The following is a 16,505-nucleotide window of genomic DNA, read 5'->3' as shown; positions in this document are numbered from 1 at the left end:
GGGGTGGCGTTCGCTTATTCTGCAGCCTGCAAGGTGCGGGCCTGTTCCATCTCGCGCAGCGCGCGGCGGTACTCGACCGGCATCACCTTGACGAATTTGGTGCGGTAATCCGCCCAGTTGTCGAGGATAGTGCGGGCGCGCTTCGAGCCGGTGTAGTCGACATGGTTCGTCAGCATCTGCATCAGGCGCTCCTCGTCATGGCCCGACATGTTGGTCATGTCGATCCGGCCCTTGTGTTCGAGATCGCCGCCGTGATGGTGCAGCCGCTCCATCAGGTCCTCTTCCTCCTCGACCGGTTCGAGATCGACCATCGAGAGATTGCAGCGCGACTTGAAGGTGCCGTCCTCGTCCAGCACATAGGCGATGCCGCCCGACATGCCGGCCGCGAAATTGCGCCCGGTCTGGCCGATGACCGCGACGACGCCGCCGGTCATGTACTCGCAGCCATGGTCGCCGGTTCCTTCCACCACCGCGATGGCGCCGGAATTGCGGACCGCGAAGCGCTCACCCGCCACGCCGCGGAAGTAAGCCTCGCCCGCGATAGCCCCGTAGAGCACGGTGTTGCCGACGATGATCGAGCGCTCGGCCACCGCCTTGGTCGCCGGATCGGGCTTCACGATGACCTTGCCGCCCGAGAGACCCTTGGCGACGTAGTCGTTGGCCTGGCCTGTGAGCTCGACCGTGACGCCCGCCGCCAGGAAGGCCGCGAAGCTCTGGCCGGAGGTGCCGGTGAGCTTCACCGTGATCGTGTCTTCCGGCAGGCCGGCATGACCATACTTCTTGGCGACGGCGCCCGAGAGCATCGCGCCGGTGCTGCGGTCGACATTGCCGACCGGCTTCTCGATCACGACCGGCGTGCCGGTCTCGATCGCGTCCGTGGCCTCAGCCAGGAGCTGGCAGTCGAGCACGGTATCGATCGGGTGCTTCTGCAGCTCGACATGGCGGATCGCCACGCCCGGCAGGTCGACCTTGTGGAAGAGCTTGGTGAAGTCGAGCCCGTTCGCCTTCCAGTGTTCGATCGCATCGCGCTTGTCGAGCAGGTCCGAGCGGCCGACGATCTCCTCGATCTTCGTGAAGCCCATCTCCGCCATGATCCGACGGACATCCTCGGCCACGAAGAAGAAGTAGTTCACGACATGCTCGGGCAGGCCCTTGAAGCGCTTGCGCAGCACCGGGTCCTGCGTCGCGACGCCGACCGGGCAGGTGTTGAGATGGCACTTGCGCATCATGATGCAGCCGGCCGCGATCAGCGGCGCGGTCGAGAAGCCGAACTCGTCGGCCCCGAGCAGCGCGCCGATGATGACGTCCCGCCCTGTGCGCAGGCCACCATCGACCTGAAGCGCCACGCGGCCGCGCAACTGGTTCAGCACCAGCGTCTGCTGCGTCTCGGCCAGCCCGATCTCCCAGGGCGAACCGGCATGCTTCAGCGAGGTCAGCGGGCTCGCGCCCGTGCCGCCCTCGAAGCCGGAGATGGTGATGTGGTCGGCGCGCGACTTGGCGACGCCGGCCGCAACCGTGCCGACGCCGATCTCGGAGACGAGCTTCACCGAGACATCGGCCGCCGGATTGACGTTCTTCAGGTCGAAGATGAGCTGCGCCAGATCCTCGATCGAATAGATGTCATGATGCGGCGGCGGCGAGATCAGGCCGACGCCCGGGGTCGAATGCCGGGTGCGGGCGATCTTGGCATCGACCTTGTGGCCGGGGAGCTGGCCGCCCTCGCCGGGCTTGGCGCCCTGCGCGACCTTGATCTGCATCACGTCGGCATTGACGAGATACTCGGTGGTAACACCGAAGCGGCCGGACGCGATCTGCTTGATCGCCGAGCGCTTCGAACGGCCATCCGGCATCGGCCGGAAACGGATCGGCTCCTCGCCGCCCTCGCCGGTGTTCGACTTGCCGCCGATCTGGTTCATCGCGAGCGCGATCGTCTCGTGGGCCTCGCGCGAGATCGAACCGAAGGACATCGCGCCGGTAGCGAAGCGCTTCACGATATTCGCGGCAGGCTCGACGCTCTCCAGCGGCACCGGCGCGCGGCCGTTATCGACGGCCATCTTGACCTTGAACAGGCCGCGGATGGTGCTGAGCCGCTGCGCGTCGTCGTTCACCTGAGCGGCAAACTCCTCGTAACGGTCTTGCGCGTTGAGGCGCACCGCATGCTGCAGCGAAGCGACGACATCCGGCTTCCAGATATGGTCCTCGCCGCGGACGCGGTACATGTACTCGCCGCCGATATCGAGGCTGTTGCGGTAGAGCGGCGAGTCGCCGAAGGCGTCGCGATGGCGGCGCAGGCTCTCCTCGGCGATCTCGTCGAGGCCCACGCCCTCGATCGCCGTGCCCGTGCCGAAGAAGAACTTGTCGACGAAGGCGCTCTTCAGGCCGACGGCGTCGAAGATCTGCGCGCCGCAATAGGACTGGTAGGTCGAGATGCCCATCTTGGACATCACCTTGAGCACGCCCTTGCCGACCGACTTGATGTAGCGCTTCACCACCTCGTCGGCGTCGACCTCCTCGGGGAAGGCGCCCTGCTCATGCTGGTCGAGCAGGGTATCGAAGGCGAGATAGGGGTTGATCGCCTCGGCGCCGTAGCCGGCGAGGCAGCAGAAATGATGGATCTCGCGCGGCTCGCCGGATTCGACGACGAGGCCGACCGAGGTGCGCAGGCCCTTGCGGATCAGGTGATGATGCACCGCCGCCGTCGCCAGCAATGCCGGGATCGGGATGCGGTCCGGCCCGACCTGCCGGTCGGACAGGATGATGATATTGTAGCCGCCATGGACCGCAGCCTCGGCGCGCTCGCAGAGCCGCGCTACCGCGCCGTCCATGCCGCTCGCGCCCTCGCGCGCCGGATAGGTGAAGTCGATCGTCTTGGTGTCGAAGCGATCCTCGTAATGACCGATGCAGCGGATCTTCTCGAGATCGTCATTGGTCAGGATCGGCGTGCGAACCTCCAGGCGCTTGCGGCGCGAGGTGCCTTCCAGATCGAGGATGTTCGGACGCGGCCCGATGAAGGAGAGCAGGCTCATCACCAGCTCCTCGCGGATCGGGTCGATCGGCGGGTTCGTGACCTGCGCGAAGTTCTGCTTGAAATAGGTGTAGAGCAGCTTCGACTTGAGCGAGAGCGCCGAAATCGGCGTATCCGTGCCCATCGAGCCCACGGCTTCCTGCCCGGTCACCGCCATCGGCGCCATCAGCAGGCGGACATCCTCGGTGGTGTAGCCGAAGGATTGCTGGCGATCGAGCAGCGGCACGTCGGTGCGCGAGGCCCGCGCCTCGACCGGCGGCAGGTCCTCCAGCACGATCTGGGTGCGCTTAAGCCAGTCCTTGTAGGGATTGGCGAGGCAGAGCGAGGTCTTGATCTCGTCATCGCCGATGATGCGGCCCTGTTCGAGATCGATCAGCAGCATCTTGCCGGGCTGGAGACGCCACTTCTCGACGATCTTCTCCTCCGGGATCGGCAGCACGCCGAATTCCGAAGCAAGCACGACGAGCCCGTCATCCGTGACGAGATAGCGCGCCGGACGCAGGCCGTTGCGGTCGAGCGTCGCGCCGATCTGGCGGCCGTCGGTGAAGGCGATCGCGGCCGGCCCATCCCAGGGCTCCATCAACGCGGCGTGATACTCGTAGAAGGCGCGCCGCTCCTCGTTCATCAGCGGGTTGCCGTTCCACGCCTCCGGCACGAGCATCATCATGGCATGGGCCAGCGAGTAACCGCCCTGCACCAGGAATTCGAGCGCGTTGTCGAAGCAGGCGGTGTCCGACTGGCCCTCATAGGAGATCGGCCAGAGCTTGGAGATATCCGAGCCGAACAGGTCGGAATCGACGCTCGCCTGCCGTGCCGCCATCCAGTTGACGTTGCCGCGCAGCGTGTTGATCTCGCCGTTATGGGCGACCATGCGGTAGGGATGGGCGAGGCGCCAGGACGGGAAGGTGTTGGTGGCGAAACGCTGGTGGACCAGCGCGAGCGCGCTGATGAAGCGCTCGTCCTGCAGGTCCTTGAAGTAGGAGCCAAGCTGGTTCACCAGCACCATGCCCTTGTAGACGATGGTGCGGCAGGACATCGAGACGGGGTAATACTCCGCCGTCTTGCGCTCCTGATGCTTGTAGACCTTGTTCGAGACCGACTTGCGGAGGACATAGACCTGCCGCTCGAACTCGTCCTCGTCGGTGATGTCGTCGGGGCGACCGACGAAGAGCTGGCGATGCACCGGCTCGGTCGCAAGCACGGCATGGCCGAGATCGCTGTTATCGACCGGCACGTCGCGCCAGCCGAGGAAGACGAGCCCCTCCTCCGCCACGGTCTGCGAGATGATCTCCTCGCACATCGCCCGCGCCGTGGGATCGCGCGGCATGAAGAACTGGCCGATGGCGTAGTAGCCCTGTTCCGGCAGGGTGATGCCGAGCCGCGCGGTCTCCTCGCGGAAGAACTGGTCGGGAATCTGGACGAGGATGCCGCAGCCGTCGCCGAGCTTCGGATCGGCCCCGACCGCGCCGCGATGGTCGATATTGTGTAGGATCTGCAGGCCCTGCTGCACGATCGCATGGCTCTTGCGGTTCTTCATGTCGGCGATGAAGCCGACGCCGCAGGAGTCTTTCTCGTTATTGGGATCGTACAGGCCCTGATGCACCGGCATCGCCGGATCGCGCACGGCCGGAAAACGCTCGAAAGCCTCTGCGCCGCTCGACTTGCTGGTCACGCTCATCGTCAAACCCCGCTTCCCAGAACCCCGCGAGCTTGCGCCGGCAGGGAGACCCGTCAGTCCACAATCCCGACCGCTGCGGCCCTCAGTGCCGACCCGAAGTCGGCAGCAAGGATGGGGCCAGAGCGGTTCGGCCGTCGTCTCTTTGGAGGCTTTGCTTGCGCTTTGTTTCCACCGCGCCCGCGTCCTCCGCAGGCGCCTCGGGCGTGCCTCGCCCGTTCGCGCCTGTCTTCAGGCCGTCGTTTTACGGACGGCGCGCGTGCGATTGGCTTTGGCGTTGGTAGCCCGGCCCTTCGTCATGCTCCGCTCCGTTGCGACGGCGCGACCTTGAGCTAAAACAGCTTTTGGTCGGCGCGGTGAAAAATGGGACAGCAACACTGTCCTATTGCGATGAACTTGCCAGAATTCCAATCTAGGCACAAGCGCCTATTTCGCGCTGCAGCGAAATTTTATTGCAAAATCGAATCCGCGCCAGACATTTCCGGCATGAAAGCGTGACTCAGGCAGCCCGGTTCTTGTTTTCTGGCATCTCAGTCCATTGAGGCGCCTTTGATAAAACGCGGGTCATCCCGGACGCAGCGAAGCGGAGATCCGGGATCCATTCCGGAACCTGATGGGAGGCGTTCCGGAATGGATCCCGGGTCAAGCCCGGGATGACCAGCGGATAAATCGGCAAGTTTCGGAGTCCGTTCGGTGGCGTACGCAGGCCCCCTCTCCACGAGTGCCGCTTGGCAGGAAAGCCCCCGCCGCTTAACCCTGACGCCATGGATTTCTTCAGCGACAACACCGCCGCCGCCAGCCCCCGCGTCATGGCCGCTCTCGCCGCCGCCAATGCCGGCGCCGCCTCCCCTTATGGCAAGGACGACTGGACGCGGCGCGTCGAGGAGCGCTTCGCCGCGATCTTCGAGCGCGAGGTCGCGGTCTTCCTCGTGCTCACAGGCACCGCGGCGAACGCGCTGGCGCTCGCCAGCATCGTCAAACCCTGGGGCGCAATCCTCACCCATGAGGAGGCGCATGTCGTCGAGGACGAGTGCGGCGCGCCCGAATTCTTCACCAACGGCGCCAAGCTGGTCGACCTGCCCGGCACCGGCGCCAAGCTGAAGCCGGAGACGGTGACGAAGGCGCTCTCGCATCTGCGCGCCGGCGACTTTCATCAGGTCCAGGCCCAGGCGCTGACGATCACGCAGGCGACCGAATGCGGCACGATCTACACGCCGGCCGAGGTGCGTGCCCTGAAGGAGGCGGTCACGCCGCGCGGCCTCAAGCTCCACATGGATGGCGCCCGCTTCGCCAATGCGCTGGTCACGCTCGGTTGCTCGCCGGCCGAGATCACCTGGAAGGCCGGCGTCGACGTGCTCTCCTTCGGCGGCACCAAGAACGGTGCGCTCGCGGCGGAAGCCGTGATCTTCTTCGACCCGGCGCAGGCCGAGGAGATGAAATGGCGCCGCAAGCGCGCCGGGCAGACGCTGTCCAAGGGCCGCGTCCTTGGCGCCCAGTTCGAAGGCCTGCTCGCGGACGATCACTGGCTCGACCTCGCCCGCCACGCCAATGCCCGCGCCAAGCGTCTCGCGGATTCGGTCGCACAGGGCAGCGAGGCCCGGCTTGCCTGGCCGTGTCAGGCGAACGAGGTCTTCCTCGTCCTGCCATCCGCCGTCCAGGAACGCCTGAAGGCTGCCGGCATCGGCTATTACGACTGGTCGGCACGCTCGCTGCCGCCGGAAGCCCCGCTCAAGGAAGGCGAGGTTGTTGGCCGCTTCGTCATGTCCTTCGCGACAAAGCCTGAGGACGTCGAGCGTCTGGTTGCCGCGATCGCCGGTTGAGCGGGCGCATTTGTGCCCCGTTTCCAGCCGCATACCTGCCGCAATCCCTAACAAGACTGAATGGCGAGCAGTCATTCGTTAAGGAAAATTGGCATGGCAGATCGTTCGACCGCACCGGGGCGCATCGCGCTGATGGGCCTGGTCGTGGCCGGCGCAATGGCCGGCATGGCGGGCGCCGCCAGCGCCCAGTATTATTATTACGACGACGGGTACGACCCCTATCCGGCCTATGGCTACGGCTATGGCTACCGTTACGACTATGGCTACGCGCCGCGCCCGCCGGCCGTCGTGCCCCGCGCGCCGGCCGCCGCCTCGCCCTACTCGGTCAACGGCATAGCCGCCCGCCGTTACGGCCTCGTCCGGATCGAGCGTTCGATCCGGCGCGACGACACCTATATTGTCGACGGCGTCACGGCTGGAGGCCAGCGCCAGCGCCTGATCCTCGACGCCTATGCCGGCGAGCTGATCCGCCGCATCCCCTTGCGCGGCCAACCCGCCCCCAGCGTCGCCCGCGCCGACCCGCGCGAGGAGCACGCCCCGCCACGCCAGCGTCTCGTGCCCCAGCCGCCGGAACGACCGGCTGAATTCAAGGGTCCGGCCGAGGCCAGCGCGCCGGCAACGACCGCGCCGCCATCCCCGGCCGCACCGCCGGCGCCCGAGCCGGCCGCGCCGGTCGAGAAGCCGCCGGCCGAGGCAAGCGCCCCCGCGACGACCGCGCCGCCCTCACCCGCCGCGCCGCCTGCGCCCGAACCGGTGAAGCCAGCGGAAACGGCACCGGCTCAGGCCAGCGCACCCGCGACAGCTGTTCCTCCGCAACCAGCAAAGCCTGCGGAGCCATCGCCCGGCGTGACCAATCCGGAGACCGGCGCCGACAAGCCGAAGCTGGTCAACCCCAGCGATGTCCGGAACACCGAGGGCACCGAGCGCAAGCCGCCGCTCTCGACCGCCGCGCCGGCAGCCGAAGCCTCGTCGATCCCGCCGGTACAGAACATCGATCCGAGCCCATCGACGCCGAAGCCCGAGACGCCGATCGCTCCGGTCGCCCCGATGAACTGATAATACCCCCTCGGACAACCGGGCCGTCATTCCGGGTCTCCGCTTCGCTCCGCCCGGAATGACACGTCGTAGCTGCCGCTCCGTTCTGAGCACGAACAAAAAAGGCTCCCGTTTCCGGGAGCCTTTCGCTTTCATTGAAAGCTTCGCCTGGGTTACGCCGCCTTGGCGACCTTGGCCTCGAGGACCTTGGCCGAACCGCCGTTGCCGATCGGAATCTGGCGCGGCTTCTTGGCCTCGGGGATCTCGCGCACGAGGTCGATATGGAGCAGGCCGTTCTCGAGGCTGGCGCCGGTCACCTGCACGTAATCGGCAAGCTGGAAGCGACGCTCGAAGGCGCGCGCGGCGATGCCCTGATGCAGGACTTCGCGCTTCTCGGCGCCCTCGACGAGCTGCTTCTCGCCCTTGACGGTCAGCGCGTTTTCCTTGGACTCGATGGAGAGGTCACCCTCGCCGAAGCCCGCGACCGCGATGGTGATGCGGTAGGCGTTCTCGGCAGTCCGCTCGATATTGTAGGGCGGATAGCTCGGGGCGGATTCGTTGCTCGTCGCCTGATCGAGGAGATTAAACAGACGGTCGAAGCCGACAGTCGAGCGATAGAGCGGGGAAAGGTCGAAATGACGCATGATATGTCCTCCGAAGAAGCGACAATGATGTCGGTCCGCCTCGCCTGAGCGCGGACCTTGGTTGCTTTCGCGCATCCGGTTCTGGCCTGCGCAGACCTGATCTGGGGAGGCGTTTGGGCTTTTCAAGAGCCGCTCTTTCGGGCCGCGAAATCACCCCTCGCATTTCTTTTTCAGCGCGCCGACATGTTTTCGCAGGATATCTTGTGCAGGATATCGGGCTGATGGCGGCCGTGCTCAAAAGGCGCAGCCGCGATGCGGAGCACTTGATGGCCGAGGCCGCTTTCTTTGCCGATCCGGACTACCCCGTCCCGGGGCACGGCAAGACCTGGCTCGCTACGACGCGGGACGGCGCCTCCCTGCGCTTCGCGAGCTGGCGCCCGACCGTGAAGCCGGTGCGCGGCACCGTCGTCGTCGTGCAGGGCCGGGCCGAATTCATCGAGCGCTACAGCGAGACCGTCGCTGACCTGCGCCGCCGCGGCTTCCATTTGCTGAGCTTCGACTGGCGCGGCCAGGGCGGCTCGCAGCGCTTCGTCCGGCGCATCCGCAAGGGCCATGTCGGGCGGCTCAGGCAGTACGAAGCCGATCTGGCGCTGGCCATGGCCGAGATGCAGGCCAAGTTCCCGCAGCCTTATTTCGTCCTCGCCCATTCGATGGGCGCCGCGCTCTGCCTCGACGCCGCCCGCTCGAACGCCTTGCCGGTTGCGCGCATGGTCGCGCTCGCGCCGATGCTCGGCATCGCGATGATCGCGCATCCCGGCCGGGCGAAAATCCTGGCGAGCCTGCTCTACTGGCTCGGCCTCGGCCGCGCCTTCGTGCCGGGCGGCGGCGACACCGCGATCGCGACAAAACCTTTCGAGGGCAACCGCCTGACCAGCGACCCCGCCCGCTATGCCCGTAACAGCGCTCTCTCGGCCGCGGCGCGCGAACTCAGCATCGGCGACCCGACCATCGCCTGGATCAGGACCGCCTTCCGCCTGATGGCACGCCTCGCCACGCCGTCAGCAGCGCTGGAGGTGAAGGTGCCGACGCTGATCATCGCCGCCGGCCGCGACCCGGTCGTCTCGACGCCTGCGATCGAGCGCTTCGCGGCGCGGCTCAAGACCGGCGCGGCGCTCGTCCTGCCGACGTCGCGCCACGAGATCCTGATGGAAAGCGACGACATCCGCGCCCAGTTCTGGGCCGCCTTCGACGCCTTCATCCCCGGCGAGGACCAGGCCGTGCCCGGCTCAGCCGGCGAGCCTGGCCATGGCGGCCTCATGCAGCGCCTTGCTGCCGGCCGCGAGGATGCGCCCGCCCCCGGCAGCGCTGCCGCCGTCCCATGAGGTGACGATGCCGCCCGCGCCCTCGATGATCGGAATCAGCGCGACGATGTCGTAAGGCTTGAGGCCGCTCTCGATCACGAGATCGACATGGCCGGCCGCGAGCATGCAATAGGCGTAGCAGTCGCAGCCATAGCGAGAGAGCCGGACCTCCTTCTCGACGCGGGCGAAGGCCTCGGCCTCCTCGCCCTTGAACAGGGCGGGCGTCGTCGTCATCAGCGTCGCGGTGGCGAGGTCGGTGGTCGGGCGCGTCCGCAGCTTCTTCGGCCCGCCCGGTCCCTCATAGCGCGCCTCGCGCCCGTCGCCGGAATAGCGCTCGCCCGAGAAGGGCTGGTGCATCATGCCGTAGACCGGCACGCGATCGCGCGTCAGCCCGATCAGCGTGCCCCAAACCGGGATGCCCGAGATGAAGGCGCGCGTGCCGTCGATCGGATCGAGCACCCAGACATATTCCGCGTCGGTGTTCTCGCTGCCGAATTCCTCGCCGAGCACGCCATGGGCCGGGAACTGCCGCTTGATCATGTGGCGCATCACCGATTCGCCGGCGCGGTCGCCTTCGGTCACGGGATCGAACACCCCGCCCCGCGACTTGTCCTCCGTCGCATGCAGCGCCCGGAAGAAGGGCAGGATCGCCCGGCCGGACTGCGTCGCCAGCTCCGCGACGAAAGCGCCGAAATCGACTGCGCTCATGAATAGGCACTCCAGTTTGCTGCTTTGCAGCATCAACTCCGCGGATTGACCATCTTAGACGGGGCCGGATGCGGAAATATCCGAAGAACACCGCCTTTTCGTTCCAGTATCATGCATGCATCGCATGACAGCTGCGATTCCGCTGATTCTGCTTGCGTTTTGCAGCGCACCCCAATATTGTGCGCTGCGAAGGGGAGATGACCTCAAACCTTCATTGCCCTCCTTGGGCGTTTCCTCCCTAGACTTGGGCCGCCACGCAAGTGTGCGGCCCTTTTTTCTTTGGATCAGTGCCCCCGGCTTCGCCGCCTGCCGCTATTCGGCAGCCTCGCGCCATTCGTCGAGCCAGCCGCTCCAGCGCGCAAAACAATCCGCCATCACCGCCGCCATCGCCTGCTCCACTTCGCCGAACCCGGCATGCGGCTCCAGCGTCGCCTCGTTCATATAGAGCGCGCGGTTCACCTCGATCTGCAGCGCATGCACGCCGGCAGCCGGCGCACCGTAATGCTCGGTGATGAAGCCGCCGGCATAGGGCCGGTTGCGGGTGACGCTGAAGCCCAGCCGCATGAAGGCCTGCTCGGCAATATCGATGATGTAGCCGGCCGCGCTGGTGCCGAAGCGGTCGCCGAGAATGATGTCGGATTTCGCCAGCCCGTCGCGGTCGAGCCCGGCCGAGGGCATCGAATGTGCATCGACGAGGATGCAGGTGCCGAATCCCCCTTGCGTGCGCTGGACGAGGCTGCGCAGGCCTGCGTGATAGGGCCGGTAGAGATCCTCGATGCGGGCGAGCCCATCCTGGACCGGAATCCGGCCGAAATAGATTTCCTGCCCGTCGCCGACGATGCGGGGGATGGTGCCGAGCCCGCCGGCGACCCGCATCGAGCGGGTATTGGCGAAGGGCGGCACGCGGCCCTCGAACATGCGCGGGTCAAGCTCGTAGGGCTCGCGATTGACGTCGAGATAGGCGCGCGGGAACTCGGCCACGAGCAGCGGCGCGCCGAGCGAGACGCTCTGCGCGAAGAGCCGGTCGACATAGGCATCCTCGGAGCGCCTGAGGCTGCGTAAGGGCAGGCGCGCCGCCTCGACGAAGCCGCGCGGGTAGCAGCGGCCGGCATGCGGCACGTCGACCACCACCGGCACGATCTGGAGAGCCGGTTGGTACAGGCTGAACGGCCGCTCGATCTCGGCGACGACGTCGTCCGGCGCGGGCGGGAAAGGGGCTGAGGACAGGCTCATCGCGAGCGACTGAAGCACACAAACCTGAACGGTTGAAGCGATGTCGCGAAACGCGGGAAATTCTCTGCTGGATTCACGCGTTGTTTACCATGATGTTGCCTTATCACAGGACATGGTTCCAACTGTGCGGCCGGGTGAGTACCCAACCGTTCCAGACCCGGCCTCGAGTCGGGGCGCCAGACGTTATAGAAACACAGGCCTCAGGGACGACAGATCAGGCCCATGACGAAGATACTGCTCGCCGAAGACGACAACGATATGCGTCGCTTCCTGGTCAAGGCCCTGCAGAACGCAGGCTACGACGTCGCTTCCTTCGATAACGGCCTGTCGGCCTATAATCGCCTGCGCGAGGAGCCGTTCGAGCTCCTGCTGACGGATATCGTCATGCCGGAGATGGACGGAATCGAGCTGGCGCGCCGCGCCACCGAGCTCGACCCCGACATCAAGGTGATGTTCATCACGGGCTTTGCTGCCGTGGCGCTGAACCCCGATTCGCAGACGCCGAAGGATGCGAAGGTGCTCTCCAAGCCCTTCCACCTGCGCGAGCTCGTCAACGAGGTCGAGAAGCTGCTGGCCGCCTGAGCGGCCGTTTGGCATCGCGCGAATGCAGATGCCAACAGTCTCGTGAGAATTTATGCGGCAAACGCCTTGCCACCCGCAAAGCGAGCCGCTATAGCCCCCTCACTCGCAGCGTGAACGCGGCCCACACGGCCCGGACACGCTTCCGGAAGCCACCTCACGGCGGCGACGGGCGCGTAGCTCAGCGGGAGAGCACTACGTTGACATCGTAGGGGTCACAGGTTCGATCCCTGTCGCGCCCACCATTTGATGCCCTTGCAATACAGGGACGAAAGGCCGCCTTACCGGGCGGCCTTTTTTGCTTTTCGGGCCTCTCCCCTCGCCGACATTGCGAGCGCAGCCAAGTAATCCAGGAGGACTGGGTCGAACGGTTCAGCCCGGTCCCCCTGGATTGCTTCGTCGCTGACGCTCCTCGCAATGACGTGTGATGCGCACGCTTCTTCAATCCGCTTCGCTCGGCGCGAGCTGGCGCACGAAGCGGCGCAGCAGCGCCTCGAAGGCGGAGAGCGCCGGCGAGGCCGAGCGGCCGCCGGGGCGAATCATCACGATATCCCGCGCGATCGACGGCTCCGCCAACGGCCGCACCAGCACCGATTTCGGCGCCACCGCCCGCGCATAGGTCGGCAGCACGGCGATGCCGAGCCCGGCCTCGACCAGCGCCAGCGCGGTCGTGATCTGCGTCACCTCATAGGCCGGCTTCAGCGTGATCTCGGCGGTCTCGTAGCCGACCTCGGCGAGCAGGCGGATGCCGCTGTCGCGGGTCAGCGTCACCAGCGGCTCGTCGGCGAGATCGCGCCACGCCACCGAATCGCATGCGGCGAAGCGACTGCCCCGGCAGCAGAACAGCATCAGGCTGTCGCGGGCGAGCGTCGTGCGCTCGATCGTGTCGTCGAGCGCCGGGAAGGTGCCGACGCCGCAATCGGCCTTGCCGAAACGCACGGCCTCGACGACGAGGTCGTTGCGCGCATCGATGATCGCGACCTGCAGGCCGGGATATTTCTGCTGCAGCGCCACGATCGTCGGCGGCATGATCACCGCCGCGAGCAAGGGCGGCACCGCCACCACGATGCGACCTCGGCGGCGTTCAGCGAGCCCGTTCGCGTTCAACACAGCCGTATCGAGGTCCTGCACGATCTTCAGCGCGGCCCCATGAAATTCGCGCCCGCCCTCGGTCAGTTCGACCCGGCGCGTCGTGCGGTCGAGCACGCGGATGCCGAGTTCCCGCTCCAGATCGCGCACGAGCTGGGAGAGCGCCGGCTGAGCCATGTTCAGGCGCTCGGCCGCCTTGGTGAAGGTGCCCTGCTCGGTCACGGCCAGGAAGGCCTGAATCTGGCGCAGCGTAATCGCCATCGATGCCCCGATTTATAAGGATAGGTTCCAAATTCATACGAATGTTACGAGTTGCCGTATACCCCGGCTCTCATGCCATCATCCCTCATCGCCCGGCATGCATGCCGGGCTGCCTGGGAGAGGGTGTCGGGCAAGGGCATTTCGGATGAGAGCGCGGACCTGCCTCGCTTCACGATGCCCGCTTTGTCCGAGCCGCTCCGGAATGCGGGAGCCGGCCTAATGAAATACGCCAAGAAGGACGCCAAGGCCTATGCCCGCGCCCATATGAAGGGCATCTGGGCGGCCGCGCTCACGCCCTTCACCGATACCCTCGCGATCGACGAGGACGGCTTCAGGCAGAACATCCGCCACTGGCTCGACGACCTCAAGATCGACGGGCTGTTCATCGCCGGCAAGCAGGGCGAGTTCTTCTCGATGTCGCTAGAGGAGCGCAAGCGCAATTTCGAGCTGGCGGTCAAGGCCTCGGCCGGCCGCGGCCAGACCATCATGTCCTGCTCCGACCAGAACATGGACGTCGTCATCGATCTGGCGAAGCACGCCCAGAAGATCGGCGCCGACTACATCGTCGTGCACGCACCGATCCTGCATTTCTTCAAGGCGCAGGACGAGACGCTCTACGAGTACTACCGGACCATCGCCGAGAAGGTCGATATCGGCATCGCGCTCTGGAGCCACCCGGATTCGGGCTATCTGATGAGCCCGCAGCTCTGCAACCGGCTCGCCGATATCGAGAACGTCGTCGCGATCAAGTACAGCGTGCCGCGTCCGATGTATGCGGAGCTGACGCGGCTGGCCGGCGACCGCATCCTGGTCAGCACGGCGTCCGAGGAGGAATGGCTCGACAACATCCTCGAGCTCGGCTGGCAACTCTATCTCTGCTCACCGCCGCCCTACCTGATACAGACGGCGAACGACCGACGCATGCGCGACTATACCGACCTCGCCTTCCGCGGCGAGGCCGAGAAGGCCCGCGCCATCCGCGACAGCCTGAACCCGGTGCGCGAGGCGCTGCGCGGCACAAGGCCTGCCGAGAAGCCGCATTCCCACCAGAAATACTGGCAGGAGCTGCTCGGGCAGGTCGGCGGACGCGTTCGTCCGCCGATGCTGGAGCTGACCGAGGCCGAAAAGGCCGCGACGCGCGCCGCTTTCGAGGCTTGCGGCCTCGGTAAGGCGCCGCTCGCAAAGGCCGGCTGATCGATTTCACGAATAAGGACGGGAGTGGGAACCATGGCGACCGAAGGACGGCTCAAGGCCTTCAACTTCAAGAAGTGGATCGCGGAGAACGAACACCTTCTCAAGCCGCCGGTCGGCAACAGGAAGGTGTTCGACGACGGCCAGATGACCGTAATGGTCGTCGGCGGGCCGAACCAGCGCGCCGACTATCATGACGACCCGGTGGAGGAGTTCTTCTACCAGCTCAAGGGCGACATGATGCTGAAGCTGGTCGACAACGGGAAGCATTACGACGTGACGATCCGCGAGGGCGACGTCTTCCTGCTGCCGCCGCATGTGCGCCATTCCCCGCAGCGCCCGCAGGAAGGCTCGATCGGGCTCGTGGTCGAGCCGGCGCGCCATGCCGGCCAGGTCGACGGCTTCGAATGGTACTGCTTCGAATGCCAGGGCCTCGTGCACCGCATCGAGGTCACCGTCGGGGACCTCGTGAAGGACCTGCCGCCGCTCTACGAAGCCTTCTTCGCGGACGAGAAGGCGCGCACCTGCAAGCATTGCGGCGCGCTCCATCCCGGCCGCAAGCCGCCGGCCGGCTGGGTTGCTCTCTAAGCGTGCCGCACCGAAAGACGGGCTCCCCGCAGAGGGGAAGTCCGTGCTTGGATAACGGGCAGCGGCGCCTTGCGTCCCGCTCGGGGCGCGGTGATGTTGCGCGGGAACAGGCCTAAGCGCGGCGGCGCAGAAACGCCGCGTCGAACCATCTCAGAGGCAAAACGGAACGACTGGAGTCCATGATGAAACTGCGCGGATTGCTCTTCGGCATCGCGACGACGCTGGCGGCCTCCACGGCGCTGGCCCAGCAGCCGGTCAAGATCGGCATGATCACCACGCTCTCGGGCCCCGGCGGCTATCTCGGCCAGGACATCCGCGACGCGTTCAAGCTCGCCATCGACCTGGAGGGCGGCAAGCTCGGCGGCGTGCCGGTCGAGCTCGTCGTCGAGGACGATGCGCTGAAACCCGGCCAGGGCAAGCAGATCGCCGAGAAGATGCTGAAGACCGACGGCATCAAGATCCTGACCGGCATCGTCTTCTCGAACGTCGCTGGCGCAACCGTGCCCGATATCGTCGATTCCGGCGCGCTCTATGTCAGCCCCAATGCCGCGCCCTCGAACTTCGCCGGCAAGGAGTGCAACGCCAACTATTTCGTCGTCTCCTGGCAGAATGACAGCCTGCACGAGAGCGCCGGGCAATACGCCACCAATCTCGGCTACAAGAAGGCCTTCATCCTCGCCCCGAACTACCAGGCCGGTAAGGACGCGCTGACCGGCTTCAAGCGCATGTTCAAGGGCGAGATCGCCGGCGAGGTCTATACCCGCCTCGACCAGACCGACTTCGCTCCCGAGATGGCGCAGATCCGCGCCGCCAATCCCGACGTCGTCTTCCAGTTCCACCCCGGCGGCCTCGGCATCGCCTTCCTGCGCCAGTACCAGCAGGCCGGCCTGCTCGGCAAGACGCCGATGGTGCTGGCCGAGCCCTCGCTCGACGCCACCACGCTGAAGGCGGTCGGCGAATCCGCGCTCGGCCTCAGCGTCACCGCGCACTGGAATTCCGACTTCGACAACGCGGCCAACAAGAAGTTCATGGAGGCCTGGACCAAGGCCCATAACCGCGCCCCGACCTATTATGCCAGCCAGGGCTACGACGCCGCGCTCGCCATCGCCTCCGCCCTGAAGGCGACCGGTGGCAAGACCGACGTGCCAGCCCTGCGCACCGCGCTGGCCAAGGCCGATTTCCAGTCGGTCCGCGGCGCCTTCAAGTTCGGCCCGAACCAGCACCCGGTGCAGGATTGGTACGCGCTCAAGGTCGAGAAGGGCGCCGACGGCACGCCGGTGCTCAAGACCACCGGCACCAAGGTGCTGAGCAACCATGGCGACGTCTACGCCAAGGACTGCAAGCTCTGAGGACCAC

General features: G+C 66.1%; 12 protein-coding genes and 1 tRNA gene. 8 read left to right on the top strand and 5 right to left on the bottom strand.

What is annotated here, in order from left to right:
- Positions 1-14: 14 nt before the first annotated feature.
- On the bottom strand, positions 15-4,703 hold the full coding sequence (gltB, locus tag ACODTJ_RS02365) for a glutamate synthase large subunit (protein ID WP_454655636.1): 4,689 nt from the start codon (positions 4,701-4,703) through the stop codon (positions 15-17).
- A gap of 761 nt (positions 4,704-5,464) precedes the next feature.
- Between gltB and ACODTJ_RS02360 the strand changes: the two genes are divergently transcribed.
- Both ACODTJ_RS02360 and ACODTJ_RS02355 read left to right on the top strand, forming a co-directional pair.
- Positions 5,465-6,520: a threonine aldolase family protein gene (locus ACODTJ_RS02360; RefSeq protein WP_454655635.1), complete on the top strand. Its 1,056-nt coding sequence runs from the start codon at positions 5,465-5,467 to the stop codon at positions 6,518-6,520.
- 93 nt (positions 6,521-6,613) lie between these two features.
- Positions 6,614-7,576, top strand: a complete 963-nt coding sequence (locus ACODTJ_RS02355; RefSeq protein ID WP_454655634.1) for a hypothetical protein — start codon at positions 6,614-6,616, stop codon at positions 7,574-7,576.
- Positions 7,577-7,728: 152 nt separating this feature from the next.
- On the opposite strand, the gene ACODTJ_RS02350 is transcribed toward ACODTJ_RS02355, so the two are convergent.
- Positions 7,729-8,199: an Hsp20 family protein gene (locus ACODTJ_RS02350; protein WP_257734998.1), complete on the bottom strand. Its 471-nt coding sequence runs from the start codon at positions 8,197-8,199 to the stop codon at positions 7,729-7,731.
- Between the two features lie 266 nt (positions 8,200-8,465).
- Between ACODTJ_RS02350 and ACODTJ_RS02345 the strand changes: the two genes are divergently transcribed.
- Positions 8,466-9,521, top strand: coding sequence for an alpha/beta fold hydrolase (locus tag ACODTJ_RS02345; protein WP_488847516.1), 1,056 nt, complete (start codon positions 8,466-8,468; stop codon positions 9,519-9,521).
- On the opposite strand, the gene hisN is transcribed toward ACODTJ_RS02345, so the two are convergent.
- Positions 9,426-10,208: a histidinol-phosphatase gene (gene hisN, locus ACODTJ_RS02340; RefSeq protein ID WP_454655632.1), complete on the bottom strand. Its 783-nt coding sequence runs from the start codon at positions 10,206-10,208 to the stop codon at positions 9,426-9,428. The two genes, ACODTJ_RS02345 and hisN, sit on opposite strands and share 96 nt — an antisense overlap.
- Positions 10,209-10,520: 312 nt before the next feature.
- A complete protein-coding gene (locus ACODTJ_RS02335; protein ID WP_454655631.1) occupies positions 10,521-11,441 on the bottom strand; it encodes an N-formylglutamate amidohydrolase in 921 nt (306 codons plus the stop codon).
- Between the two features lie 222 nt (positions 11,442-11,663).
- Between ACODTJ_RS02335 and cpdR the strand changes: the two genes are divergently transcribed.
- Together cpdR and ACODTJ_RS02325 are read left to right on the top strand one after the other, a co-directional pair.
- A complete protein-coding gene (cpdR, locus tag ACODTJ_RS02330; protein WP_038363805.1) occupies positions 11,664-12,023 on the top strand; it encodes a cell cycle two-component system response regulator CpdR in 360 nt (119 codons plus the stop codon).
- Between the two features lie 167 nt (positions 12,024-12,190).
- Positions 12,191-12,265, top strand: a tRNA-Val gene (locus ACODTJ_RS02325).
- Positions 12,266-12,461: 196 nt separating this feature from the next.
- Here ACODTJ_RS02325 and ACODTJ_RS02320 read toward each other — a convergent pair.
- Entirely contained in the window at positions 12,462-13,370 is a 909-nt protein-coding gene (locus ACODTJ_RS02320; protein ID WP_454655630.1) for a LysR family transcriptional regulator, read from the bottom strand.
- 219 nt (positions 13,371-13,589) lie between these two features.
- Here ACODTJ_RS02320 and ACODTJ_RS02315 point away from each other — a divergent pair, with 219 nt between their 5' ends.
- The 3 genes from ACODTJ_RS02315 (at position 13,590) to ACODTJ_RS02305 (ending at position 16,498) form a co-directional block, all read left to right on the top strand.
- A complete protein-coding gene (locus tag ACODTJ_RS02315; protein WP_488847515.1) occupies positions 13,590-14,564 on the top strand; it encodes a dihydrodipicolinate synthase family protein in 975 nt (324 codons plus the stop codon).
- A gap of 33 nt (positions 14,565-14,597) precedes the next feature.
- The gene (locus ACODTJ_RS02310) at positions 14,598-15,149 is read left to right on the top strand and encodes a 3-hydroxyanthranilate 3,4-dioxygenase (RefSeq protein WP_454655628.1); all 552 of its coding nucleotides are present in this window, start codon (positions 14,598-14,600) and stop codon (positions 15,147-15,149) included.
- A gap of 182 nt (positions 15,150-15,331) precedes the next feature.
- Positions 15,332-16,498, top strand: a complete 1,167-nt coding sequence (locus tag ACODTJ_RS02305; RefSeq protein WP_454658948.1) for an ABC transporter substrate-binding protein — start codon at positions 15,332-15,334, stop codon at positions 16,496-16,498.
- The last annotated feature ends 7 nt before the right edge of the window (positions 16,499-16,505 follow it).

The organism is Allobosea sp. FG18, assembly GCF_057809495.1.
Note: the sequence above shows the minus strand (reverse complement) of the source record. Positions and strands in the feature narration are given on the sequence as shown.